Origin of the sequence: Nostoc sp. 2RC (assembly GCF_014222165.1) — a bacterium.
Taxonomy (GTDB): domain Bacteria; phylum Cyanobacteriota; class Cyanobacteriia; order Cyanobacteriales; family Nostocaceae; genus Nostoc; species Nostoc linckia.
This window is the reverse complement of sequence record NZ_JACKZU010000083.1, coordinates 1-24,441: the sequence shown is the minus strand read 5'-3', so window position 1 is coordinate 24,441 and position 24,441 is coordinate 1. Positions and strand designations below refer to the sequence as shown.

Annotated in this window: 24 protein-coding genes; 11 read left to right on the top strand and 13 right to left on the bottom strand. The window is 39.0% G+C overall.

All coding sequences use genetic code 11. The features are described from left to right. Positions 1–337 precede the first annotated feature (337 nt). The 3 genes from GNE10_RS12195 (at position 338) to GNE10_RS12185 (ending at position 4,470) form a co-directional block, all read left to right on the top strand. On the top strand, positions 338–1,018 hold the full coding sequence (locus GNE10_RS12195) for an OB-fold-containig protein (RefSeq protein WP_185565403.1): 681 nt from the start codon (positions 338–340) through the stop codon (positions 1,016–1,018). Positions 1,019–1,038: 20 nt separating this feature from the next. Continuing rightward, entirely contained in the window at positions 1,039–2,973 is a 1,935-nt protein-coding gene (locus tag GNE10_RS12190) for a flotillin family protein (RefSeq protein ID WP_185565402.1), read from the top strand. A gap of 744 nt (positions 2,974–3,717) precedes the next feature. Then, complete coding sequence (locus GNE10_RS12185) at positions 3,718–4,470, top strand: PEP-CTERM sorting domain-containing protein (RefSeq protein WP_185565401.1); 753 nt, start codon at positions 3,718–3,720, stop codon at positions 4,468–4,470. Between the two features lie 445 nt (positions 4,471–4,915). Here the strand turns inward: GNE10_RS12185 and GNE10_RS12180 are convergent, their stop codons facing one another. Next, positions 4,916–5,266, bottom strand: coding sequence for a carbon dioxide-concentrating mechanism protein CcmK (locus tag GNE10_RS12180; protein ID WP_096536804.1), 351 nt, complete (start codon positions 5,264–5,266; stop codon positions 4,916–4,918). Between the two features lie 86 nt (positions 5,267–5,352). Beyond that, positions 5,353–5,664 (bottom strand): carbon dioxide-concentrating mechanism protein CcmK, encoded by a 312-nt coding sequence (locus GNE10_RS12175; RefSeq protein ID WP_099066698.1) that lies wholly within the window; start codon positions 5,662–5,664, stop codon positions 5,353–5,355. 314 nt (positions 5,665–5,978) lie between these two features. Between GNE10_RS12175 and GNE10_RS12170 the strand changes: the two genes are divergently transcribed. Then, positions 5,979–6,869, top strand: coding sequence for an alpha/beta fold hydrolase (locus GNE10_RS12170; protein ID WP_185565400.1), 891 nt, complete (start codon positions 5,979–5,981; stop codon positions 6,867–6,869). Between the two features lie 144 nt (positions 6,870–7,013). Here the strand turns inward: GNE10_RS12170 and GNE10_RS36505 are convergent, their stop codons facing one another. Then, the gene (locus GNE10_RS36505; RefSeq protein WP_099066700.1) at positions 7,014–7,232 is read right to left on the bottom strand and encodes a helix-turn-helix domain-containing protein; all 219 of its coding nucleotides are present in this window, start codon (positions 7,230–7,232) and stop codon (positions 7,014–7,016) included. A 172-nt stretch (positions 7,233–7,404) separates the two neighbouring features. On the opposite strand from GNE10_RS36505, the gene GNE10_RS12165 reads away from it, so the two are divergent. Further along, a complete protein-coding gene (locus GNE10_RS12165; RefSeq protein WP_185565399.1) occupies positions 7,405–7,989 on the top strand; it encodes a metalloregulator ArsR/SmtB family transcription factor in 585 nt (194 codons plus the stop codon). Then, positions 7,974–8,129 carry a DUF2087 domain-containing protein gene (locus GNE10_RS12160; RefSeq protein ID WP_185565398.1) on the top strand — a complete coding sequence of 52 codons (156 nt, stop codon included), beginning with the start codon at positions 7,974–7,976 and terminating at the stop codon, positions 8,127–8,129. The genes GNE10_RS12165 and GNE10_RS12160 overlap by 16 nt, the downstream gene beginning before the upstream one ends. A 17-nt stretch (positions 8,130–8,146) precedes the next feature. On the opposite strand, the gene GNE10_RS12155 is transcribed toward GNE10_RS12160, so the two are convergent. The 4 genes from GNE10_RS12155 to GNE10_RS12140 form a co-directional block, all read right to left on the bottom strand. Then, the gene (locus GNE10_RS12155; protein WP_260446867.1) at positions 8,147–10,117 is read right to left on the bottom strand and encodes an ATP-binding protein; all 1,971 of its coding nucleotides are present in this window, start codon (positions 10,115–10,117) and stop codon (positions 8,147–8,149) included. Between the two features lie 33 nt (positions 10,118–10,150). After that, entirely contained in the window at positions 10,151–11,020 is an 870-nt protein-coding gene (locus tag GNE10_RS12150; protein WP_185565396.1) for a substrate-binding domain-containing protein, read from the bottom strand. A 389-nt stretch (positions 11,021–11,409) separates the two neighbouring features. Beyond that, the gene (locus GNE10_RS12145) at positions 11,410–12,192 is read right to left on the bottom strand and encodes an ABC transporter ATP-binding protein (RefSeq protein WP_185565395.1); all 783 of its coding nucleotides are present in this window, start codon (positions 12,190–12,192) and stop codon (positions 11,410–11,412) included. After that, a complete protein-coding gene (locus tag GNE10_RS12140; RefSeq protein ID WP_099066705.1) occupies positions 12,182–13,315 on the bottom strand; it encodes a branched-chain amino acid ABC transporter permease in 1,134 nt (377 codons plus the stop codon). The genes GNE10_RS12145 and GNE10_RS12140 overlap by 11 nt, the downstream gene beginning before the upstream one ends. Before the next feature lie 493 nt (positions 13,316–13,808). Between GNE10_RS12140 and GNE10_RS12135 the strand changes: the two genes are divergently transcribed. From GNE10_RS12135 to GNE10_RS12125, 3 genes are all read left to right on the top strand, one after another. Next, complete coding sequence (locus GNE10_RS12135) at positions 13,809–14,006, top strand: hypothetical protein (RefSeq protein ID WP_099066706.1); 198 nt, start codon at positions 13,809–13,811, stop codon at positions 14,004–14,006. 104 nt (positions 14,007–14,110) lie between these two features. Next, a complete protein-coding gene (locus tag GNE10_RS12130) occupies positions 14,111–14,368 on the top strand; it encodes a cytotoxic translational repressor of toxin-antitoxin stability system (protein WP_099066707.1) in 258 nt (85 codons plus the stop codon). Positions 14,369–14,480: 112 nt separating this feature from the next. Further along, entirely contained in the window at positions 14,481–16,067 is a 1,587-nt protein-coding gene (locus tag GNE10_RS12125; protein ID WP_185565394.1) for a glucose-6-phosphate isomerase, read from the top strand. 227 nt (positions 16,068–16,294) lie between these two features. Here GNE10_RS12125 and GNE10_RS12120 read toward each other — a convergent pair whose 3' ends face one another. The 4 genes from GNE10_RS12120 to GNE10_RS12105 all read right to left on the bottom strand — a co-directional run bounded on the left by GNE10_RS12120 (position 16,295) and on the right by GNE10_RS12105 (position 21,516). Continuing rightward, positions 16,295–16,954, bottom strand: a complete 660-nt coding sequence (locus GNE10_RS12120; protein ID WP_185565393.1) for a Nif11-like leader peptide family natural product precursor — start codon at positions 16,952–16,954, stop codon at positions 16,295–16,297. 420 nt (positions 16,955–17,374) lie between these two features. Then, positions 17,375–18,826, bottom strand: coding sequence for a DUF1802 family protein (locus GNE10_RS12115; RefSeq protein WP_185565392.1), 1,452 nt, complete (start codon positions 18,824–18,826; stop codon positions 17,375–17,377). A gap of 96 nt (positions 18,827–18,922) precedes the next feature. Continuing rightward, complete coding sequence (locus GNE10_RS12110) at positions 18,923–20,734, bottom strand: P-loop NTPase fold protein (RefSeq protein WP_185565391.1); 1,812 nt, start codon at positions 20,732–20,734, stop codon at positions 18,923–18,925. Between the two features lie 122 nt (positions 20,735–20,856). Beyond that, on the bottom strand, positions 20,857–21,516 hold the full coding sequence (locus tag GNE10_RS12105) for a hypothetical protein (RefSeq protein WP_185565390.1): 660 nt from the start codon (positions 21,514–21,516) through the stop codon (positions 20,857–20,859). 337 nt (positions 21,517–21,853) lie between these two features. Between GNE10_RS12105 and GNE10_RS12100 the strand changes: the two genes are divergently transcribed. Together GNE10_RS12100 and GNE10_RS12095 are read left to right on the top strand one after the other, a co-directional pair. Continuing rightward, positions 21,854–22,342, top strand: coding sequence for a hypothetical protein (locus tag GNE10_RS12100; RefSeq protein ID WP_099066713.1), 489 nt, complete (start codon positions 21,854–21,856; stop codon positions 22,340–22,342). A gap of 76 nt (positions 22,343–22,418) precedes the next feature. Beyond that, on the top strand, positions 22,419–22,748 hold the full coding sequence (locus GNE10_RS12095; RefSeq protein ID WP_099066714.1) for a translation initiation factor: 330 nt from the start codon (positions 22,419–22,421) through the stop codon (positions 22,746–22,748). Between the two features lie 169 nt (positions 22,749–22,917). Here GNE10_RS12095 and mdh read toward each other — a convergent pair whose 3' ends face one another. Beyond that, positions 22,918–23,892, bottom strand: a complete 975-nt coding sequence (gene mdh, locus GNE10_RS12090; protein ID WP_185565389.1) for a malate dehydrogenase — start codon at positions 23,890–23,892, stop codon at positions 22,918–22,920. Positions 23,893–24,119: 227 nt separating this feature from the next. Further along, the gene (locus tag GNE10_RS12085) at positions 24,120–24,335 is read right to left on the bottom strand and encodes an NAD(P)H-quinone oxidoreductase subunit O (RefSeq protein WP_185565388.1); all 216 of its coding nucleotides are present in this window, start codon (positions 24,333–24,335) and stop codon (positions 24,120–24,122) included. Positions 24,336–24,441 lie beyond the last annotated feature (106 nt).

The window sequence follows — 24,441 nt, the reverse complement described above, 5'->3', positions numbered from 1 at the left end:
GATTTATATTATTTTACTAGATAAATAATCCTAGCTCTTTCTTTATGGGCAACTATTCATAAAATGGATATAAAATCTTAATGTATTATATTTGTAGTATAATACTAGAGAGTCAGAATTTAGAGGTCTTAGAGTCACATGGTTATAAGTCTTTATCGGCTTTTTTCTGAACTTACCGCTTTTATTAGTCAACTTTAACAATAAAAAATAAAGACCTTAGTCGTCAAAATTATCCAATTTAATTTTGCACAATTGTCAGCATTAAAGAAATTCGGAATTTTCTTGGAAGAGTATTATATATTACTAAACTACCAGCACATATCATCAACGAAATATTATGCTGTTTAGTCTCAACAACTTGCCCTATTGGATTTTTCTAGGAATGGGAATTTTGCTGTTCTTTTTTATGATAATTTACGGTGGTGGAGGGGAAGATTTTGATATTGATGCAGATGTGGATGTAGATGCAGATGTAGACGCAGATAGCAATCACGAATTGGGTTTTGGGCAATTTTTGGGATGGGCTGGAATTGGAAAAGCTCCATTAATATTGTTACTGGCTACAGATTTAAGTTTGTGGGGCGTTTTGGGGTGGATGTTGAATGTTTGGATTGGTGGAGTTTCTAATAATATTGGGAGCTTTATCGGCAGCATTATATTATTTGTTTCGCTAATTATTAGTTTATTATTGGGAGGATTAATAGCGCAACCAATTGGCAAAATATTTGCCGAATTTGGCGAAGATGTGAGTAGCGATCGCTTAATAGGTTGCATTGGAATTGTCACATCAGCTTATATTCCAACTCAGAATCAGGGCAGAATTGGACAAGTAGATGTGCTAGATGCAAAACGTAATCTTTTAACTATTAGTGCTGTTTTACCAGACTGGGGAACTGTTGCACCACAACGCGGAGAAAAAGTTTTAATTATTGAACATCAAGCACAAATTTACGTAGTTATTGCTAAAGATAGTCACGATGAAGAACACTGGTTAACAAATTCATCTCGAAGGGATTAAATTTATTAAGAGGTAAAAAGATGCTTTTTTGGTTGATTTTTCTTCAGTCTTTACCGAGTGTCAAAATCGCTGAAGTTCCAGAGATTAAATTGCAACAACAAAAACAAATAACATTAATTGACCAAACACTTCCAGTAAAAGTTATGCCTAGTTTTGCTCAAATCGATGGTGGATTAGTTTTTCCAGCCGTGATTGGTGGCTTAGTTTTGTTACTATTATTCAGCTTGTTTGCTTATACGCGGGTTTATGTAGTGACACCCAACAATGAAGCTTTCGTCAGGACTGGGGGTCTTTTTATTAAAAAAAAAGCGGTAATTCTCTATGGCGGTTGCATTATTTTACCGGGATTTCATCAGCTAACACGTGTACCTCTGCGAGAAATTTCCATTGATGTCGAACGGACTGGTAAACTTGCAGTCCGGACTAAAGATTATTTACGAGCAGATATCCGCGTAACTTTTTATGTGTGTATTAATGCCTCAGAAGAAGATGTCTTGACAGCAGCCGCTAGACTCTCTCAAAGTGGTACGAAAATTACTCCGGAAGATATCAAAAATGCTTTAGAAAAAAGAGCAGATGACGCAATTAGAGCGGCAGCTAAAACTAAAGAGTTAGCAGAAATTGATTCTGATAAATTGGGTTTTGCTCAAGAAGTTTTGAACTTAGTCGGCCCGGATTTAAAAAAAGTCGGCTTAACTTTAAATAATATTGCCATTTCGGAAATATTAGAAAGTGTTACCTACGATCCAGATAACTTTTTTGATGCCCAAGGCGTGCGTTTGCGAACCGAAATTATTCAGCGTTCCATTCAACAAAAACGAGAAGTAGAGTTAGCAACCCAAGTAACAATTGAGCAAAAAGAACTGGATGCCGAAAAGCGATCGCTACAAATTGCCCAAGAACAAGAAAGTGCGAAACTAGAGCAAAAATTACAAGTAGAAGCACTCAAAGCACAGCGAGAACGGGAAATTCAAGAATCCAAAGACAGGGAAGCTGCAACAGTACGCAGAACTAAAATTTTGCAAGAAAAATCAGTTGAAGAAGAAGAAATTCGCAAAAAATTAGCGGTGCAACAAAGCCAAATTGAAGCTGATATTGCTCTGGAAGAACGCAATAAACAGCTAAAGGTAGTACAAGCACTGCAAAAACAAGAATCCGAACTCGCAGAGATTACACGCCAACAAACTGTAGAATCAGGAAAATTACAGGCACAAGTGCAGATAGTGGAGTCAGAACGACTGGCAAAACTAGCTCAAGAAGATGTGGCCATCGCCATTGCCAATAAAAAACGCGAAAGCTTTCTAGCACAAGCAGAACAAGCCAAAGCGGAAGAATCAGTTAAAACCGCCAGTGAAGTGGAAAAAGCGCAACGCAACCAACGCCTATCAATCATTGCTGCGGAACGAGAAGCGCAAGAAAAAAATATTAGCGATCGCAATGTCGTCGAAATTGATGCCTTCCGCCGTCGTCGCCAAGCTGAAATCGCCCAAGAAGCAGCAGAATTAGAAGCAGAAGCAATTCGCACTTTAGCAGCAGCTAACCGCGATCAAGTTTTAGCCGAAGCCGAAGGTATTCGCGCCAAAATCGCTGCGGAAAATTCCATTAGTAATGCCAATCTCACTGCCAAAATTATTACAACTATTTGGCCAGAATTAGCCGACAAACTACCAGAAATTGTGACTGCTTTAGCACCACAACCAGGAGTTTTAGGAGATACTCGCATTTATTCATTCCCTGGTGCAAATGGCAGTAACGGCAGTCAAGATATTAACAAATTGCTACTATCTACTAGCGGACTTTCCTTAATCAATACCTTACTGGAAGAAGGTAAATTAGGCGAACTCATAGGTCAAATCAATCAGTTAGTGCGTGGTAATAACCAAGTAATAACTAGCACATTAACTCACCCCACCTTAGAAAATCCGCCAATACCAACTGATGGAAACAATTTGTAATTCGCGCATTATATGAATTAAACGCTAAAACCTTTGATTTATCGTTGTAGAGACTAGCAATTGCAACCTCTCTACAGAACGGATAATTATTGTAGGACTTACGCAAAAACTCTCTGAAACTCTTATTTCTCCGTGGCCTCTGTGTCCTCTGTGGTTGGATTTTCCGTTACCTGTGCGTAAGTCCTGTATTGATATTTCGTTGATTTGAATAATTCACATCAGACGTAATTCAATTTTTTGACACCCCCATAGTTTTATAAACGGGGGATTCTTCCATCACAAGGAATTCAATGATTTTAACCTCACAATTCTTCTTGCCTAGATTGAACTTGTTTTGCAAGTTGTTCATGTCTTTAGCAGCCATCATCAAGCAGAAATGACTCAAATTGTCATTGCCACCGAAACGGAGTGCAGACAAGCAATCTCAACGTCAGGGGAGATGACTACGCTATCGCTCGCCATGATGAAATTAGGTGATTTTTGCGTAAGTCCTGGGAGTAAAAATATAGTTTCTTTATGTAGAGGATGTTCTTTCATTAAGATTTTATAATCCTTGGTAAATATAAATAATAACTTCATTATTTAGCAGTATAAATAGCATTTTGAAGCAGATAGATATTGATAAATTTACTCAAATATTGATTGGAGTATGAGACATAAATCTAGTAATTATGCCCTGTTCTTTTCTGACGGCTAAATCACATAATTGATGCAGAACAAAGAAAAAACAGGAACTCAAAACAGATGTCTTTTAATAAAATTGCTTCTATTATTGCTCTCTCTACAATTGCTTCTATTGGTTATGCTGGTTCAGCACATGCTTTAGGATTTACATATGAAGCTGGATCTTACCGCCAATCTACAGTAACAAATGAAGGTGTTTTTTCTAGCAACGTTAATAGTCCAGGTTATACAACCTTTGATTTTAATAATAGTCAAATACCAGGCAATGACCTAGTAAAATATTCTTTTTCTAAAGGTACTTATTCTACCACAGCTTATTCTGGTCAAACTGGTATTTATTCAGATGTTTGGGCACCTTCTGGCGCTAATGCAGAAGTCAACCAAACTAATTATTTAGCAGTTTTCTCTGATAGCGATACCATCATTGAAGCCCAGGGTAATAATACTTTTAGTTATTTCGGTTTTGATGCAGGGGCTTTAAGTGTAGGCAACACATTGAAATTCTTCAACGGCACCACTTTAATCAGAGAATTGACATACGAAATACTGAATGGATCTGCTACTGTTGGAGCTTCCCAACATGGTGGTCAAAAGAATGGCTTCTTTGAGTTTTTCTCAGAAGGTGCCAATGACAAGTTTAATAAAATTGTCATTTCTCAAACAGAAGGTGGCGGCTTTGAAAGTGATAACCATACATTTCGTGTTGAAAGTGTGCCTGAACCTAGTGTTACTTTAGGTATGCTAGCTGTAGGCGGCTTATTTCTACGCAAACGTAAAAACCAAAAATTACAAGCCGCAAAGGAATCTGCTTGAACAAAAGTTTAGTTTTGGTATAGCAAGGGACTGGGGATTAGGGAGTGGTGACCTTACAAGGCAAAAGTAAAAACTTAAAAGGCACTCATATAGAAAAAGTCCTGATACTAAGCCCCCAACTTCGTTATGGAACCAAATAAAAACATTTATTTCGAGACCTGGAGAGTGAAGAAATAAGACGTTGATTATAAATCCCCTAAATTTATTTATGGGGATTATTTTTTTACTTTTTAGTATCTCAAGAATATAGGAATCCTATTTGATTTTTGCCTAAGTTTTATAAATAAATAATACAGATATTATTAGTTTTGATATTTGAGCAAAGCCAAAGACACTTGACTTCCAAAGAAGCATGAACCATTGGTCTAGGGCGATAGCGTAGCGTTAGCGAGCCTGCGAGCGTCTGACTCCGCCAACGCCAAAAGGGAAAAAACTGGATTTGATGTTATCGTCCGTTGGAGGATCTAACAATGGGGTTTTCTACAGATTCTCGATATTGTTGGACTTCTTCTGTGTAAGCAATTGGTAGAACAGCTTCAACGTTTTCATGGGGACGAGGAATAATCACCCAAGATTCTAAGGTACCGCCATAAACATTTTCTGCGGCTTCAACACCAGCAGCCATAGCTGTTTTGACTTCAGAAACATCACCACGAATATTAACTGTAAAGCGAGCGCTACCAACTCGGATATAACCAACCAGAGTGACTCGACCGGCTTTTACCATAGCGTCTGCTGCTGCTAGCACAGCAGGAAAACCTTTAGTTTCCAGCGATCCGACTGCTTGTAGGGACATTAGTAATCTCCTGTATGAATAAACGATATGTGGCGCAACAAATTAACTGTACGAAGCTTCGCTACAGATTGTGATGGCTAAATTGCCTAGAAAATACGGAAAGGTTCTGATTTTTGAGTGAAATGGATTGGTAATATAGTTTCCACATTTTCCGGGGGATTGGGAACTATATAGTGAGTGATTACTGTTTCAGCCTTTACTTGCTCTCCAGCATCAATACCTTCTGCAACAGCTCTTTTTACTTCAGCAACTTGTCCCCGGACGGCTACTACAAAGCGGCCGCTCTCGGCTAGACCATAATACACCAGCGTGACTGCGGCAGATTTCACCATTGCATCTGCCGCAGCCAAGACACTAGGAAATCCTAAAGTTTCAATTACGCCAACCGCCATCGGCATGGCATTAGCTCCTGAGTCAATAATAAGTGATATTTATTGTACGTGGGTTTAGTCCCAATTTTGACATTTTGGCAAACTTTCTTTAATGGCGTGTGTTGGGGTAGTAGGCAACACAGAGGTATACTATTTGGGATTTTAAATTGAGAATGCCTTTATAGCTCTTGGTTTTATGAATCTGTATGTAGCAGTATTTTTATAGTTGAATGATGTTTTATACATTAAAAATGTTAATTAATAGTATTAGTCAATGTAATTTTGTAATTTAAAAAAATCGGCGATGTTTAGCAGTGACCTAGTACGATAAACTGATATTTATGTTTCCAAATTTTCTTCCTCAAACAGTTGGGCAGCTAACAGAACCAGCGTCCATAACTCTGGCTCAGAATATTCAAACAACTGCTCTCACTACGCCTTTAATTAATGAGCCAATTACCACAGCTTATGTTAAGCAAGGGAGTGGTGGTACTCCGATTTTACTAATTCACGGTTTTGATAGTTCTGTATTAGAATTCCGTCGGCTTTTGCCATTGCTTGCTGGCAATAATGAAACTTGGGCAGTGGATTTGTTGGGTTTTGGCTTTACAGATAGACTATCAGGAATTGCCTATAGCCCGTCTGCAATTAAAATCCATCTTTATTATTTTTGGAAAAGCTTGATTAACCAACCTGTAATTTTGGTGGGTGCTTCAATGGGGGGGGCGACGGCCATTGATTTAGCTTTGAGTTATCCAGAATTAGTGAAGAAGTTAGTGTTAATTGATAGTGCTGGTTTGGCTGGTGGTTCGCCATTAAGTAAATTAATGTTTCCACCATTGGATTATTTAGCAACTCAGTTTTTGAGTAATATGAAAGTGCGCGATCGCATTGCCCGCATTGGATATAAAAATCAAAGTCTTGCCTCTTTGGATGCTTTATATTGCAGTGCATTACACCTACAAATGCCCAATTGGCATCAAGCTTTAATTGCTTTCACTAAAAGTGGTGGTTATAGTGCTTTTAGATTTAAAAAAATATCACAAATTCTGCAACCAACACTAATTTTATGGGGAGATTCCGATAAAATTTTAGGTATTAAAGATGCCATAAGATTTAAAAGAGCAATTCCCCAAAGTACCCTAATCTGGATTCAAGATTGTGGCCATCTTCCTCACTTAGAACAACCACAAATCACCGCCCAGAATATTTTAAAATTTTCTAGTGAGTGATATTAATGAAAAAGTAAAAAGATAATCTCCATCAATTAATTTAGGAAATTATCTTTTTACTTCTGGGCTTTCTGTTCTCAAGTTAACGCCAATGAGCAACGCGCCTTGCCCTTATGAAGTTGTGTTCTACCCAATCATAAATAACTATAAAAGTGGTCTGATTCTAGCTCTATAGTCCATCAAGGCTCCTTGGCTAACCACAGTCCGTCCATTTCTTCTAGTAGTGGGAATCTGTCCTCTTTGCAGAGCCATGTATAGAGTACTCTGGTCTACACCTAAAAATCTCGCTGCTTGTACGAGTGAAGTACCCTGTTGAAGGATACTCCCTCTTCTTCTGTTCCTAAATGATGAGGGACGTGTCATGGCGAAATGTAAAGAACAACTTAAGAAATCTCAATTTTCTACGAAAAAAATCTAAGAATTAACATTAATTCACAATTAGCCAACATTAAGCAATGCTGTGTCAGAAGAGGACAGCAAAGCTAATTTGATTTTTTTCTAATTAGATCGAGATCTAATTTGATTATAACAAATTATGGAGAAAGAACAGTTTCAGACCCTGCTGCGATTTTTCAAAGCTTTAGCAGACGAAAGCAGATTGAAGATTGTGGGCATTCTGGCGAATCAGGAGTGCAGCGTCGAAGAATTGGCTGTGTTATTGCAACTCAAAGAACCCACAGTATCCCATCATCTGGCAAAACTTAAGGAACTCAATTTAGTAACTATGCGGCCTGAGGGTAATAGTCGCCTGTACCAGTTGGATAGCAACGTTTTGCAAAGCATCAGTAAGCAAATTTTTACACCGGAGCAAATTGCTTCTTTGATTAACGACGTAGATACTGAAGCTTGGGAAAACAAAGTATTGAAAAACTATTTTGATGGCGATGTCTTTGACAACAGCTGTGTCCAACACCTCAAAGAAATCCCTGCTAGCCGCAAAAAGCGCTTAGTAATTCTCAAGTGGTTAGCAAATAGATTTGAAATTGGGATTCAGTATCCAGAGCGCGCAGTCAATGAAATTCTCAAGCGCTACTATCCTGACTACGCCACTCTCAGACGGGAATTGATAGGCTACCAGTTGATGCAGCGAGAGAATGGGGTTTATTGGCGTTCCGATTGATCGGTGATGTGGTTGAATTAATTGAAATACGACGGGAGTTGATTGGCTATCAGTTAATGCAGCGAGACAATGGAGTTTATTGGCGTATGACACAGATGTGGGAACAAGATCGAAGAGCAAGTTTTGTGCCAAGTATTTAGCTTTTAAAAGCTGCTACTTAGGTTCCTCGAATTGGAATTGCAATTACAAACTCTGTACCTTGTCCAGGTGATGAAATGCACCGTAAATATCCCCCATGTTTTTCAGTAATAATTTGGTAGCTAATTGATAATCCCATACCAGTTCCTTTACCAACTGGTTTAGTGGTGAAAAAGGGGTCAAATATATGTGACTGGATTGCTTCTGGAATCCCTATACCATTATCTACAATCTGAATAACGACATTTTCATTCACCTGGGCTGAAGAAATACGAATTATCGGATCTGGACAAAAACCATTTTGAAAAGCCTCTTCTAAAGCATCAATAGCATTTGCCAAAATGTTCATAAATACCTGATTTAATTGTCCTGCAAAGCATTGAATTTTTGGAATTTCACTATACTCTTTAACCACTGTAATTTTAGGGCGAGCGCTTTGGGATTTGAGGCGGTGTTGTAAAATCAACAAAGTGCTGTCAATTCCTTCATGGATATCAGCGTTTTTAAACTCGGCTTCATCCAAACGCGAGAAGATTCTCAAGCTGAGGACAATTTCCCGGATGCGATTGGCTCCAATCTTCATGGAACTCAATATTTTAGGTAAATCTTCTGTTAAATATTCAATATCAGCTTCTTGTTTAGCATTTTGAATCTCTGGTTCTGGGTAGGGATAATGTTTTTGGTAAAGTTCCAGTAACCACAGTAATTGTTGAGTGTAATCATCAGTGTGCTTCAGATTACCGTAAATGAAGTTCACTGGGTTATTGATTTCATGAGCAATACCAGCAACTAAATGTCCCAAAGAAGACATTTTTTCGTTCTGAATTAATTGAGATTGGGTACGTCTAAGTTCCTGTAAAGTGTGCTTGAGATCGATATTTTTTTGTCGCAGTGCTTGAGTTCTTTCTTCTATTTTTTCTTCTAGTGTTTGGCTATATACCTCTAACTTTTGGTTCGCTTCATATTGTTCTGCTAGCAACCGTTTTACTTGTTGAATTAATTGGTTAAAGGAAATGGCTAATATTCCAACCTCATCTTCACTCGTTACCGGAGCTTGGAGATTAAAATTAGATTCTTGAGTAACTCTTTGTGCTACATATGTGACGGCTTTGAGGTGATGAGTAATTGTTCGTGCAATTAAAAATCCAACAACTCCTAAAATACTGCTTCCCAACAAAAACAACAGTCCTAAATGTTCCCATAACTTATATTGAGCAACCTCTAGCATCGAGATCGAATACAACACTGTGGTTGTGAAAGACTGACTAGCTCCTGTAAATACGATGCTTTTAGCTAAATAGTTTTTGTTGTCAAGAGTGATTAGTGTAGCAGGCAAATTAGGAGGAGGAAGTTGCCAATTTTTACCCTTGGTTGTCAATAAAGTTGCAGCAATTATACGATTTTGTCTATGGATAATCAGGTGTTTGGAGGAACCAGCAGCAATTTTTTGGAGTAGGGTATCGTCTACTAAGTTACCAATAAGAATTCCTCCCAAGAGTCCTGCTGATGATTTGATTCCATTTGTCACCACTTGGAGAACTTGTTGCTGGCCTTCTACATCTACCAAATCAACTAAATGCGCTCCTTTGCTAGCAGTATTAGTAATGACTTTGTCTAGAAACTTAGTTTGACTCAATGAGTTATTTCGCAAATCTACAAGAACATTACCTTGAGTATCGATTACCTTAATCCAATCCAATTTCAAAATAGACTTTAACGGTAGTAATATCTGGAAAAGCAAGCCTTGGTTACGCTGTTCAACTGCTTGATTCAGCATATCTCGATTAGCAATTAGCTCGATTTCAGTTTCCAGTGTTTGCTTTTCATACTGAAAATCCTGATCGACTCTTTCTGTAAAACTTTCGATTTGTTGGCGAAAATTTTGATTCAAACTATCTGTGAACCACTGTCCTATCACTACTAAGCCCAGCAGGAATATACTCAGACAAACTGCAAGCAGAGGTAGAACAATTTTTTGGCTGAGCCTCATTCCTCTGAAAAATCTCTGCATGATATATTCAATTTATTTAGTAGGAATAAAGCCATTATTTTTTAGTATTTTTTTACCTTCTGCACTAAAGATAAAATCAATAAAATCCTGAGTGGTCGCTGAAGGCGCTTTTTCCCAGATAATACCTATGTGACGAACCATTTGGTATTCACCGTTAGCAAAGTTTTGCGCTTTGGGAGCAACACCATTAAGATTGAGATGATTGACAGGCAATTTGTTGATGAGGGAAGATGCCAAAGAAAAAGTGCCGATGGAATTAGGAGTACTTTGTAAGGTTTCAATCAATTCTCCCTCTTTGTTTAAAATCACAGCTTTAGTTGTGGTTTTATCGTCTCCCAAATAATATTTTCGCAATAATTTTTTCGCTGACTCATCTTCAGGTCTATCTAACAGTACAATGTTTGCATTAGCACCACCTAATTCTCGCCAATTAGTGATGTCACCTTTGTAAATTGCTTTTAATTGTTCAGTTGATAAATTAATAACATTTTTGACATTTTTATTAGTGGCAACAACTAACAAATCTTGTGCTATTTGCCGATATTGAATTTTACTGTTATCTTCTTCTGGTTTAAGTTGGTGACTGCTACCAGCAATGTCAACAATATCGTTTTTTAAGGCTGCGATCGCTCCTTCGGATTGGGTATTAGAAATAAATTCGATTTTGACATTTTGATTTTCAGATTGATAAGCTTGTGCTAAAAGTTTTAAAACAGTTACAGTCGAGCTAGAACCCCCGATTTTAATAACTGTTTTAGCTTGAGAATCAGTTTTTTTAATAACTTGAGAAGAATTTGTTGTTTCAGTCCATTGGATTGAAGTACAACTGCAAAGTGCAAAGAAAATAATTCCGATAATTATTGAGTCAAAAATATTTTTCATAAATGAGTCTTGAAAGATGCAAAACTTGATATGTGGTCTAGGCTCAATACTGGTGGAATTTTGCATTTTTAATTCGGCATTGGGTTTAGGAAAAAAGTTAAATGGTAAAGGTTAAAGGTTTTTTCTTTTCCCTTTACCCTTCCCCTTTTTTCCTTAACCCACAAGTATTTGGTCTAGGCTTTCATAGTTTAATATTCCCGAATACTCATAAAATTTAACAGGTCAGTGGGTAAGCAATGTAAAGACCGCATAAATTATTGATAGGGAGACTTAAACAAATACTTTTACAGGTTTTATGGATGAATAATCGTGAATTACGACATCCCCGACTTTTCTAGGAAGTCGGGGATCTGTCGTCTTCATGAGCAAATATATTTTTACTCCGCAAATTATTTTCCCAAATAAGCTTCGAGAACTTTGGCATTGTTTTGAATTTCTGCTGGCGTACCGTCAGCCAAATTCTGTCCTTCAGCAAGTACCCAAACACGATCGCACAAGGACATAATCACATCCATATTGTGTTCGATAATCAAAAAGGTCATGCCATCTTGGCGGTTCCAAGTGAGAATGCGATCGCAAATATCATCAATTAATCTGGGATTTACCCCTGCTGCTGGTTCATCCAACAAAATTAACTTGGGATTAGTCATCAGGGCGCGTCCCATTTCCAATAGTTTGCGCTGTCCGCCAGACAAACCACCAGCATAATCATAGGCTTTCTTTGCCAAGCCCACCGACTCTAACAAAAACATTGCTCTCTCTTGGAGTTGCTTTTCTTCCTTGGCGACGATGTGCGGTTGTAATTGCACTTGCCAAAAGTTTTCACCAGTTTGTTTTTGCGCCGCCAACAACATATTTTCTAACACCGACAACCGCGAGAGAGTGCGTGCAACTTGAAAAGTGCGTACTACTCCTTGTTGGGCGATTTGATATGGTTGCAAATTATGAATCGGTTCGCCGTCAAAAATTACTCGTCCTTTATCTGGGCGGATAAAGTTAGAGAGTAAATTAAATAAAGTAGTTTTCCCAGCACCATTGGGGCCAATTAAACCCGTAATGCTGCCTTTAGCAACTTCGATTTTCGCTTCATTAACTGCTTTAATACCGCCAAAGCTTTTACAAAGTCCAGTGGCTGCTAGCAAAGGAAGTGGTGATGATTGGTTATTTACCAAGGGTGAGTTCCTCCTTTTTCCCTAAGATACCTTGAGGACGCCAAATCATCAGTACCATTAAAATTAATCCGATTACCATGATGCGAAATGCACCCAAACGTGCTTCATCAAGGGGGACAATTCTCGGCAAAACTTCTCGTGTGATGGCATCGTAAGCAAAGAAAATTACTGCGCCTAAAATAGTGCCGATGTTATTCCCAGAACCGCCCAAAATTACCATAATCCAAGTATCAAAGGTCAGTTGTGGTTGAAAATTATCCGGATATATAGCGCCGAGTTGCCAAGCGAAAAAAGCACCAGCGATACCAGCGATGGCACCTCCCAACATCAGAGATTGTAATTTATACCAAAAGACATTTTTTCCCAATGCTTTGGGAATTTCTTCATCTTCGCGGATAGCTTTGAGGATTCTACCCCAAGGCGATCGCACTAAAATTTCTAAGCGCCAGAATACCAATGCTAAAACTAACAGCAACACGAACATCAAACCTGCTTTGGGGTTGTAATTATACAATCCAATTACCCCAGAAATATAAATTGCTGCTGCCAAAATTGCTAACAAAATTCCCACTACCAAACGCGATGTTAATTCTTGTTTGCTAGTCATCCTTTGACCTAAATCGGTGGTGCGAGATACTTGAGTGGTACGAATCCAGCGCCATAAAGTCAAGAAAGTGACAACCACCACCAACGTTAACACTCCAATCATCACTAATCTCAAAAACAAACTCGGCTGTGTGTCCCAAGGTATGGGATAACTTTGGACACCAAAGGCCCCAGAAACCCAAGAATTTCCTACAGGTAATTCCTGATTATTTACTACTAAACGAATTAATTCTCCTGTACCGATGGTGACAATTGCCAGGTAATCTTCCCGCAAGCGCAGAGTTGCAAAACCAATAATCAAACCCAACAAAGCGGCTACCATTGCTCCAATTACTGCCGATATCAGTAAAGGAACGCCCTTTAAGCTTAACAACACAGTTGTGTATGCTCCCAGGGTCATAAAAGCAACATGACCAAAATTAATTAATCCAGTAAAGCCCCACTGTAAATTCAGTCCGAGAGCGAATAAGGCAAAACTGGCTGTAGAAATTGCTAAGAAAATCAGGTATTCAACCATATTAAAAGTTAGGAGACGCGATTCATCGCATCTGTACAAGAGTTAAGAGTCTGTTCAATCTACCATTAAGAAATAGATTTTACAGGCTTTTATTTTAAGGTTGTGTTTTGTGGACTGCGATGGAACTAGCCATTCATTGAGTTTAGTCGTCTTGAGAAGATTTCAAGGCTTTCCCAATCAAAAAATTGAACTTTTCTTGTGGGGTGGGCGTCTAGCCATTGGTGTCAACTTCAGCTCAAATTCTTACTCCAGAATCGTTTTACCCCACCCCCAACCCCTCCCTTTGCCAAGGGGAGGGGAGGTTTTGGCTTTAGACAAAACCAGGGTGGGGTAACGCGGATCGTGATATTCCCTTACCTCTACAAAGGTGATTTCCAATCCAAAACCCAAAATTGTATTAGCTTGATAGTAATACTGCATTGTCGTTAAGCCTGGGGAAATTTTTGGGAATACTATTTACTGTTAGTGTTTGCTTGTAGGGAAGAATTGACCTATGAATTTGTTGCGACTGAGAATGCATCATTTAATCGAACAGTTAGCCGACGAGGATCTGCAAAGCATTTGGGACGTTCTTGAAGCTTTACATTGTGACTTTTATATGCTTAAAGCCATACAAAAAGTCAAGCGATCGCAGCAACCGTGGGACATCTTAACCCACGATGAAGCAATACGACTGTTAATGTTTTTCTGATACAGCAGTGCTTTCAATCTCGTTTTGGTATGCGTAGCTTGCTTGTTTTCAGGAGTAGACAATCCCAAATCCCAAATTTAAAATCCAAAATGGTATAACGCCTAGTGAGTGTGGAAGTGCGCTATGCAAGGTCTTTTTTGCTAGACCTGAAAAATTTAGAACCTGCTGCTTACGAGCGGGTGTATGATTTTGTGTTTACCGAGTTTACCCAAAACTGGCAGTTGAGCGGACTAAAAGAACTACGACAGCTTGATAGTGAAGGGATTTTTCACCGCTTTACTCTAGATAATTATCTGATTGGTATAGAAATTAGGGGTGGAATCGTCAAATTTTTGCGTGTCATCCCTATGCCAGATGTTTAAAGGAAAGAGTTAAGGGAACACTTAAAACTGTAAACTGTATAAGGCTAGGCAGGGATCGCTATTACGTTCCATTAAACTGGTTTTTGAAAAACACTTTATTTGAGATTTCCCTATGGATGCTAGGGCACTTTGGCAACGATACCAAAACTGGTTATATTTCCACGAGGGATTAGGACTGTACTTAGATGTAAGTCGAATCCGGTTCGATGATGCCTTTGTGGAGTCGTTGCGGCCGAAGTTTGACAAGGCGTTTGCGGATATGGCTCAACTGGAGAAGGGAGCGATCGCAAATCCTGATGAAAACCGCATGGTTGGACACTATTGGCTGCGAAATCCTGATTTAGCGCCAACTCCAGAACTGACACAAGAAATTGTCCAAACCCTCGAACAAATTGAAGCCTTTGCGGAAAAAGTCCAAACAGGTGCTATTCATCCTCCCAGAGCCAGCCGTTTTACGGATATTATTTCTATTGGTATTGGTGGTTCCGCCCTCGGCCCCCAATTCGTTGCTGAAGCTTTGGCGCTTGATTTCCCGCCCCTGAAAATTCACTTTATTGATAACACCGATCCCGCAGGTATCGATCGCCTCCTCAATCATTTGCGAAATAACCTCGCCAGTACTCTAGTATTGGTAATCTCCAAATCTGGGGGCACACCAGAACCTCGCAACGGCATGATTGAAGTTAAAAAAGCCTACGCCGGTCACAATTTGGACTTTGCTCAATATGCAGTAGCTATTACCAGCCCTGATAGCAATCTCGATAAGGTGGCGAAAGAAGAAGGCTGGTTGGCGAGGTTTCCCATGTACGATTGGGTGGGAGGACGCACCTCAGAAATGTCTGCTGTGGGGCTAGTACCAGCAGCACTGCAAGGCATTGATATCCGTGCCATGCTGCAAGGCGCAAAAGAAATGGATGATGCCACCCGCGTCGCAGATGTCAAGACTAACCCAGCGGCTTTGCTTGCTTTGTCTTGGTACTTTGCTGGCAATGGTAAGGGTGAAAAAGACATGGTTGTTCTACCTTACAAAGACAGCTTATTGTTATTCAGCCGCTATCTGCAACAGCTGGTGATGGAATCCTTGGGTAAGGAAAAAGACTTAGATGGCAACACTGTCTATCAAGGCATCGCCGTTTATGGTAACAAAGGCTCAACAGATCAACATGCTTACGTCCAGCAGTTACGGGAAGGAGTGCCGAATTTCTTTGCTACCTTGATTGAAGTTCTAGAAGATCGTCAAGGGCCATCAGCAGAAATAGATCCAGGAGTCACATCCGGTGATTATCTTTCCGGTTTTCTCCAAGGAAGCCGACAAGCACTTTATGAAAATCAGCGCGATTCAATAACAGTCACTATTCCCCAAGTTAACGCCCGCACTGTAGGCGCATTAATCGCTTTGTATGAGCGTGCTGTTGGTTTATATGCTAGCTTGGTCAACATCAACGCCTACCATCAACCAGGGGTAGAAGCTGGCAAAAAAGCCGCCGCCGGTATTCTGGACTTGCAAACACGAGTAGTAGCAGTGCTACAAAAAGAAAAAGCAGCCCTTTCTTTGGAAGAACTTGCCGAAAAAGCTGGTGCATCAGACCAAGTTGAGGCGATTTACAAGATTTTGCGTCATCTCCATACCAATCAGCGTGGTGTGGTTTTGCAAGGTGATTTTCATAAACCCAGCAGTTTGACGGTTTCTGCCAGCTGATAACTTTAGTGCAGATATCACAGTTTCATGATAATTGTTGTATCTGCAACATTTTTTTATTGTGAAGCATCCTAGATCGAAGACATATCTTCAGTCTAGGATGCTTCATTGTATAGTGGGAAACTCATTAGACATATCCAGAAATTAATTCTGCGTTACCCGAAACCCCTGTAGAAACGTAGCAATGCTACGTCTCTACATTAATTTTCACGCCTATGTCTATTGTTTTAATTATGAATTACCATTAGGCGTTGGTTAAAGTAACTCTTGGGTAAAAAGCAGCGATCGGGTAAGAAAGGATTGTTGATGTTTTGAGATAAAAAAGTACCTGGCTTATCTCGATGACAAAATGGCGCTACAATTCCCCAATCTTCTGCTAGCCAAATCCAGTATCCTGTTTCAATCCTGCCATAGTTTGATACTGTCAGAATTTCACCAACACTATTATTAATAGAGACTAATTCAGATGAAGATTTAATTTCAGTTAATAGCCAAGCTAATTCATCTACAGAAAAATAATAACCATTCTCCGCAGCTATGTTGACAAAATTCTGTGGACTTTTAGCAGTTAGCAATTTCTCTTTGAGAGACGGCGTTTTTTGTGCTAAATCAAAAAGATCCCAAATTTGTTTTCTAGTGATTAAAAACCAGGCAAGTTCATCCGCGGTTATATTATAACCATTCTCTGTAGCTAACTTCAGAAATGGCTCAAGACTATCAGTTTCTCCAAGTCGATATTTGAGTACGAAAGTCTGCTCAATCAATGACAAAAAATCAATAATCTTTTGCCATGTAACTCTGTTAAAATTATGATTAGCTTTTATTCTTCCTTTCCAATAATTGTATTTATCCTCTTGAAGAAAAAAGTTCCAAATTTGATAGTACATGACTCATTTTCCTAAGTCTTAAACTTGCTACTGAATTTTTATTAGTGAATACCAGTGTAGTAAGTATAAGAAGACTCATCGACAGTATTTAGTTGATTATTGACTGTAAATGAAAATACACAGTAGCTAAGTGTGAATTTTATGTAAAGTTTATTACTTAAAATAATAAATACTGAGGAAAATTCAAAATAGCGATGCTGAATACAAGCATCCCTTGTTGTTAGTCATAATACAGCAATTTTCAGGTAAATAAAGTACACACGTAGTATCCTACGGTAACGCAAAGCCTACGCCCTTACAATTACCCGTACCTCACAAAGTTACAATTTGCTGTATGAAGAAAGTTAAAGCAGTATCAAGAGGTAGAGTAAACTATGGCAATATTATTTCTTTACAAGCAAGCTAGGATTTATTGGCAATTTATTTTAGAGTAATAGCTAAATCACGTAAAAAATAAAAGCGATCGCTCTTCCAATCACTACCTTTAATTCTTCCTAAATAGCCTGTTAATGGTGAAGAAAGTTCTATCAAGATTTCGTATAGTTCTTTATCTTTTAAAGTCTCAGGTGGACTGTCATAAATATATGCGACAACAAGGGCATCGATTCCAACATTTAAATCACCTGTTTTTTCTAGATGTTTTTTAAGAAGCTGAAGAATGTGCGATCGCAAATTTAAAGATTTTTCAACTTTATCGATATAACTATTAACTTTATCTTCAACTAAACCAAAAGGACTTTGTTGCAAACATTCTTTTAATTCTAACAAGTTGATAGAATTTTTGTAATGTGCTTGCAGTTCAACTAATTTTTGTAGAGTTTCAGGACTAATAACATTCATTTGATTTTCCGTTGCTGTTCTCAGGGCGTAAAAATTTAATTCTCCAGCAGCTACAATTAATTTAATAGAATTTTCATATTGAAATTTACCAAGATGATTCATACCTATTTTTAATAACTGTGCAGGAGTACCATCAGTAACTTTCTCAGTTTTAGTTGCTTTGCACTCTCCTACTATTGGATAAGGTTGTTCAGCATAAAAATCCATACCTCCCGCGCCACCAGTTGCATCTGGATTTAAACCTGAGCCTGTAAAGCCTAATTTTAGTAATCCTCTACGAACAAATTTTTCAAATGTATGTCCGTCGCTAGAGTTTCCAACTTCAGCAATTTTATCAATCCAAACTAAATCTGAATCTGGTGTTTCTAGTTTTCTACTATTCCAGCCTAGAAAGATTTTGATGTCATTATCTAGTTTTTGTGCAGCTGAGTTTGTCTGAGATAATTGTGCGATCGCACTTTGTAATTCTTCAAGTTCCGGATGCAGTGGTGGCTGTCGATTTTCTAGTTGATGCTTGCGTTGGGCGAAAGTGCGATCTTCTAATACGGGTGTGACTTCGGAAATAGTTAAAGGTTCTGCTAAGTAAACAAACTGGCTGTTTACCACCTTTATAGAAAGTGTAATTACTTTGGGTAAATGATATACGCGTAAGTATAACAAAAAAATATTATGTCTTTGCGTTAATATTTCTTGTAAAGCTTCTGTAGTCCAAATTGTTAGCCGTGATAAAGCAGACAATGATTCAGTATTATCTAGAGGTTCACACTTTTCACATCTTACCCAGGCTCTAACTGATATAGTTTCAGCACTTACTTGGGCAAGAGTAGTTTTAGCAGTAGTCAAGAAATTTGATTGATAGTACTGGTCAACTGGCAGTATATTAATTGAACCATCGCTTGGATAAAGGGCAAATTGACGCTCTGGAACGATATAATTTTTGCACATAGCGACAATTACTCGTCCTTGAATTAATGCCTCAATATCTGGTGCAGGCAAGCAAATAGCAGTATTAATGACAACAGAATTATTCATTATTGCTGAAAAATTCAAATATTGCGACTAAAAAAATAAGTCTACTTCTACAGGCTTGGTTTCTTTAACTCAAGCTTTTAATTTAAGGTAAATTTTTTAAATATCTTCATCAATAGCATCTTCAGGAATTTCCCCAGACGGATCGCTGAGAATTTCACGTATGAGATTATTATCAAGTACTATTCGATTTTGTATAGCAAAATCAATGATTTCTGCTTCAGTTAATTCATAATCATTTCTGGCTTTCATAACATAATTAATGGCTAAAAGTGGCTTAATTTCTTCATTTTTTAATAATACCCATTCGCCACCTAGATGACGTGACAAAAGTACATCTAAATATTGTTTAGCTTTAGTACCGCTGCTAATTTTTTTAGAACGAACTAAGCAGCCACGAGTTAAATCAAACTCTTTGTATTCAATTAAGCGTTTCAACCCAGCTTGGAGAAACCTACCGCTAACTCCTTCAAGAACAGAAACTCCAATTTTGACAACATTGCCGTTTTCCCGACCAACAATTTTAAAATTTATATATCCTTGGTCTGCACTACGAGCTTTAACATCTAAAATTTCTATAATTTGGACATTTTCTAAAGTTTGCCCAATTAGGGTAGAAAAGCTAAATTGCAGTGCATTAGCGACTTTTTTATTATCCTCAATCTCATCTTTTATCTTATCTTTCAAAGCTGCTATTTCATTATTGTAAGCAGATTCTACTGGATGTCTAGGCGGGGGTGGAGGTATTATTATAGTTGGAACACTCCAGTTTTCTTTACACCACTGCAAGACTTTTCTTACCATTGGTCTTTCCTTTCCCAGTTCTTTCAGTTTATCTTCATCAAAAGGATAAACTGAATAAGGCGGTGTTACTTCCTGTTCGTTATAAAAGTCTTTTAACCACTGGGAAACTAAGGCAATAACATCTTCAGATTTGAGATAAGTTAACTCAATAGTTCTTTGAGCGATCCGATCTGTAACTGATTCTGCCTCTTTTAAAGCTCTTATTTGATCAGTCCAGGTTTGAGGAAACATCGCTGTTATAAAAACACCGCGTTTAATCTTATCGTATAAATCTTTCGCTAAAATAGCAGTAACTTGTGATGCTGTGAATCCGGCATCATTACACATAAGAATACTTTCTAATTCATCAAAACAAATGACTATTGGTTTGTAATCACTAATCAAGTCAAGAATTTGACGAACTGTGCTGAAAGCTTGGGCTTCTCTATCCTGGGCGCTAGAGTTTGCTAAACCTAGTGCATCAGCTCTCGATTGTGGTAGTTCTTGACCAGCAAGCCAGTTTATAGCGTAACGCTCCTCAGATGGATTAGAAGAAAGTGTCCATAAAATCGCAGCAATAATGTCAGGGTTTTCAATATCATGCTTAATTCCCAAGACTTTATCAGTCCAATGCTCAACTACCTTGGAATTTACTCTTAAAACTTCAGAAAAGTGACGAACCATCTCATCAGGCGTGAAAGCTTTGTTGTAAGCTTCATTGAAAATAGCAGTTGCTAATTCCCGCCACTGGCTCATTCCTTGGCTACCGATGTGTTTGAGGCTATTTGCTAAATTTCGTAAAAATTCACCTTTAATTCGATTTAAATCGTTAATCTCGCTTGTATAAACAAATAAAGCACTACCATCAGCCTGAAGTTGGTGACGAATTCGACTGATAAGATGGCTTTTACCTAGTCCTCTTTCAGCCTTGATCGTAATGCCTATGACTGGCTGTTGTTTGGTGCGAACTCTTTCAATCGCATCAAAAACAGCATCGGAGGCATGGGCATTTAAGGAGGGAACGTCAGGAAAACCTGTGACCCAAATATCTTGACTTCTAACTACTAAAGGTCTGTCAAATGGGTTGTGATTTTTAATGGCATTAATTAGGCCGTTGTCATTAGACATTGATCTAGAGTGAGGTTAATTTTGGATTTTGGATACTAGATTTTGGATTGCTCATTATTTGTAGCTGCACAACATCTAAAATTGACGTTTGAGAGAGTGTGAAGAGCAACCTAAAAATTGATTTATGAGTTTAAACGCTTGGCGTAGCAGCGTAACCCACTTACTGGGGTAGTTATGGAATCTTCCAATTTGTCCGAATCGCTGTCTGACAAGCTACCGCCTTGGAGTTGCAAAATGTCCTTCTCTTGCATTTCCAGTAGCCACTCATTGAAGTCTTCACGACTAACCCGATCGCCTATTTCTCTCCTAATTCTGTAAATTGGCACTAGATCGTCTAAGTTGTAGTTCTGGTTTAACTTGTCGTAGATTTCTAAGGCCGCAGATTTAAACTCGTCATAAGAAACGATCGCCCTACTCTTCCCATTGACTCTTACATCTGCACTAGTTACCACAACGCCTTTTTCACGAATCCACTTCACCAAGGCATTGGCCGCCCAAGTTCCGACAATCGTCCCTTCAAACTTAAAATCACCACTCCTCAAACCCTCACCCAATACCTCTAATCCCTTGGGAGATATCAGAGAGTACCCCTTTTTGGAAATTGCGATCGCTCCTTGGTTCTCTAATTCCTTAAATACATTCTGATAATCTGATAATTTTTGTTTTTTCGATATAATTCGCTTATTAAATTGACCTTTCTTAACTTCTTGCTGTATTCCTCCTAAATCCCATAAAGCCAAAAGCAGACGAGTTTTTACTTGGATCGTGTTTTTTAATGCCATATTGTGTGTTTTTTTTGACAAAAATATTTATGCTAGCTGTATCTTTTTAAGTAATTTAGCACAAAAAAATAACCGAGAAATTGCTGAATATTTTTATCTTTCAAAACAAAAAATTCATCAAAAATCAACAAGATATTTCATTGGGATGAAGGGAGTTTCTCTCAAAGGCAAGATGGAATATTGGAGAAACTTGCTCATAATGTTAATGAAATGCTTTAGTTGTGCTGTTGTAAATCAGCAGTAAATGTTTTTGTAATTCCAGGCAAACTAACAGGAACTCTAACTCTGTGGCTACAACAGCAAGGCTTTTAGTAAACGTAGGTGATGATGAGATACGATGATTACAATATTTAAAGAACGTAAAGTAGTTTCACGTTTGCTGGCTGTATTGCTCTCGGCATTGCTAACAGTGCCATTGCTGAGTAGCTGCGGAGGCGGTTCCCGGAGTGCCAATGTACCACCACCTGTGGATGATACTGTTGGTAGAACAGTGAGCGATCGCAGCGCGCAACCCGAAGTTAAAAAGGGCTTGTCTGGCGGACAAAAAGTGGCGATTTTGGCAGGTGCAGCAGCACTTTACTACCTCTATAACCAGCATAAAAATGCTCCACAAGAAGGAGCGCAAGGTAAATACTATCTTTCCAAAAATGGGCGTGTATACTACCGCGATGCTGAACATCGTGCCCATTGGGTAACTCCACCACCAGAAGGAATTCGAGTACCGGAATCTGAAGCGCGACAGTACCAAGACTTCCAAGGTTATAACGGACGTTCCACAGGCCGCGACCTCAGTAACTTAGTTTCATTAGCAGCACCAGGACTTTAGATTGGCAAAGCCTGTTCCGAGAGGATAACGCCGATCGCTCATGTCGGAAACACGAACTTAAATCAGGAGACAAATCATGGTAGATGACTTTTTGCGAAAGGCGAAAGATTTCCTCTTGGGGTCAAACCGGGACGAAGCTGAAATAGATGAATATCGCGATCGCAACGTCCGCCCAGCTAGCGAAGACCCCTATGGCGACCCCGCAGACATCGCATCTTATGGCGATGTTCGTCCAGCCAGCGAAGACCCCTATGGCGACCCCGCAGACATCGCATCTTACGGAGATGTCCGTCCAGCTAGCGAAGACCCCTACGGCGACCCCGCAGATATAGGATCTTACGGAGATGTCCGTCCAGCCAGCGAAGACCCCTATGGCGACCCCGCAGACCAGGATTACCGCCGTTAACATCAAGCTAATATTTTATGAAACTGCCCACAAATAAAAACTGTGGGCATTTTCATCACTTAACCAGACTTCCAAATCAAAAATCTTTCACTGTTCACAGTCAACGGTCAACAATCAACGGTCATCATTTAGTTAAATTCAAGCAGTTATTTTTATTTCTTGGATTTCCCTAATTGTTAATCAAAATTTCCTGCGATCGCTCAATATTTTTCCGTACAGATTGAGCCGATGTATGCAAAGCTTCTCTTTCTCCATCAGTGAGATTTAATTCCAACACCCCCTCAATTCCACCGCATCCCAAGCGACAGGGAACACCAATTACAACATCTTCTAAACCGTATTCCCCTTGCAGATAAGCCGCCACCGGCAACAATCTCGATTGATTTAATAAAATTGATTCCACCATCACACTAGTAGCCGACGCCGGAGCAAAAAAAGCACCACCAGTCTGCATTAATTCCACAATTTCAGCACCACCATTGCGAGTTCTTTCCACCAAACGTGCAATTGTAGTTGCATCCAACAATTCCGTGATGGGAATGCCGTTAACAGTCGCATAACGAGACAAAGGCACCATTAAATCGCCGTGGCTACCCAATACCATTGCTTTGACATCAGCCGGTAAAACCCCTAATTCCAGGGCAATGAAAGTTTCAAACCGTGCAGAATCCAACACACCAGCCATACCCATAATTCGACTGCGTGGTAAACCAGTTGCTTCCCAAGCCAAATAAGTCATCACATCCAAAGGATTGGTAACGACAATAAAAATAGCATTGGGAGAGTGAGCGATCGCATTTTTTGACGCTTCCACTACAATCTTGGCATTAGTTTTCAGCAAATCATCCCGACTCATACCAGGTTTTCGGGGAATTCCTGCGGTAATCACCACAATTTGCGAACCAGATGTATCAGCATAATTATTTGTGCCAATAATCTGACGATTATGTAATTCAATTCCCCTAGCTTCAACCAAATCCAATGCTATACCTTGGGGCATTCCCGCAATGATATCCAGCAAAACCACATCCGCTAGATTTTTCTCCGCAATCCGTTGGGCTAAAGTACTGCCAACCCTACCGGCACCAACAATAGTGATACGGGGTAAATTACACAAAATTGGCGAGTTAGAAGAAAAAGACATAAATTAAAGAAGAATACAGAATTCAGAATTCAGAATTCAGAATCAATTAGTTGGGAGTAGTACCCACCACTAATTCTAGACCACCAAATTTTAAATTTGGTCACTAATTTAAACTTCTTGATTCATCGACCAGTCACACAAAATTCAAAATCCAAGAGACATAATCAATGGTCAATTTTGACTCCTGGATTCTGAATTCTGAATTCTGAATTCTGAATTCTTTTTTCTTATTTAAACTCTTCAAGTTGATCTACACGTAACCAAATATTTGGTGTTGGCACTTTCCCAAACTTCACAAGTGCATAATCACCCTTCAGGTCTACAACTTCACCCTTAGAATCAAATAAATAGGGAGGAAAACGAGTATCACTAGCTTTTGCTTCCAGACTATTTTCCAATTTCTCGCGCACAGCACGAACTATATCGCCTTTTTTGACTGCCATGAATTCCCCTCTCAAAGAATGTAACTTGTTTTATCTGCATTTTACGAGACTTAGAACTCATAAGTCATTAGGAATTGGGCATGGGGCATGGGGCATGGGGCAAGCG

Bases quoted from the DNA above. Each gene is read 5' to 3' on its own strand.
- GNE10_RS12195 (WP_185565403.1), top strand. From the start codon at position 338: ATGCTGTTTAGTCTCAACAACTTGCCCTATTGGATTTTTCTAGGAATG.
- GNE10_RS12190 (WP_185565402.1), top strand. From the start codon at position 1,039: ATGCTTTTTTGGTTGATTTTTCTTCAGTCTTTACCGAGTGTCAAAATC.
- GNE10_RS12185 (WP_185565401.1), top strand. From the start codon at position 3,718: ATGTCTTTTAATAAAATTGCTTCTATTATTGCTCTCTCTACAATTGCT.
- GNE10_RS12180 (WP_096536804.1), bottom strand. From the start codon at position 5,266: ATGTCCCTACAAGCAGTCGGATCGCTGGAAACTAAAGGTTTTCCTGCT.
- GNE10_RS12175 (WP_099066698.1), bottom strand. From the start codon at position 5,664: ATGCCGATGGCGGTTGGCGTAATTGAAACTTTAGGATTTCCTAGTGTC.
- GNE10_RS12170 (WP_185565400.1), top strand. From the start codon at position 5,979: ATGTTTCCAAATTTTCTTCCTCAAACAGTTGGGCAGCTAACAGAACCA.
- GNE10_RS36505 (WP_099066700.1), bottom strand. From the start codon at position 7,232: ATGACACGTCCCTCATCATTTAGGAACAGAAGAAGAGGGAGTATCCTT.
- GNE10_RS12165 (WP_185565399.1), top strand. From the start codon at position 7,405: ATGGAGAAAGAACAGTTTCAGACCCTGCTGCGATTTTTCAAAGCTTTA.
- GNE10_RS12155 (WP_260446867.1), bottom strand. From the start codon at position 10,117: ATGAGGCTCAGCCAAAAAATTGTTCTACCTCTGCTTGCAGTTTGTCTG.
- GNE10_RS12150 (WP_185565396.1), bottom strand. From the start codon at position 11,020: ATGAAAAATATTTTTGACTCAATAATTATCGGAATTATTTTCTTTGCA.
- GNE10_RS12140 (WP_099066705.1), bottom strand. From the start codon at position 13,315: ATGGTTGAATACCTGATTTTCTTAGCAATTTCTACAGCCAGTTTTGCC.
- GNE10_RS12135 (WP_099066706.1), top strand. From the start codon at position 13,809: ATGAATTTGTTGCGACTGAGAATGCATCATTTAATCGAACAGTTAGCC.
- GNE10_RS12125 (WP_185565394.1), top strand. From the start codon at position 14,481: ATGGATGCTAGGGCACTTTGGCAACGATACCAAAACTGGTTATATTTC.
- GNE10_RS12120 (WP_185565393.1), bottom strand. From the start codon at position 16,954: ATGTACTATCAAATTTGGAACTTTTTTCTTCAAGAGGATAAATACAAT.
- GNE10_RS12115 (WP_185565392.1), bottom strand. From the start codon at position 18,826: ATGAATAATTCTGTTGTCATTAATACTGCTATTTGCTTGCCTGCACCA.
- GNE10_RS12110 (WP_185565391.1), bottom strand. From the start codon at position 20,734: ATGTCTAATGACAACGGCCTAATTAATGCCATTAAAAATCACAACCCA.
- GNE10_RS12105 (WP_185565390.1), bottom strand. From the start codon at position 21,516: ATGGCATTAAAAAACACGATCCAAGTAAAAACTCGTCTGCTTTTGGCT.
- GNE10_RS12100 (WP_099066713.1), top strand. From the start codon at position 21,854: ATGATTACAATATTTAAAGAACGTAAAGTAGTTTCACGTTTGCTGGCT.
- GNE10_RS12095 (WP_099066714.1), top strand. From the start codon at position 22,419: ATGGTAGATGACTTTTTGCGAAAGGCGAAAGATTTCCTCTTGGGGTCA.
- mdh (WP_185565389.1), bottom strand. From the start codon at position 23,892: ATGTCTTTTTCTTCTAACTCGCCAATTTTGTGTAATTTACCCCGTATC.
- GNE10_RS12085 (WP_185565388.1), bottom strand. From the start codon at position 24,335: ATGGCAGTCAAAAAAGGCGATATAGTTCGTGCTGTGCGCGAGAAATTG.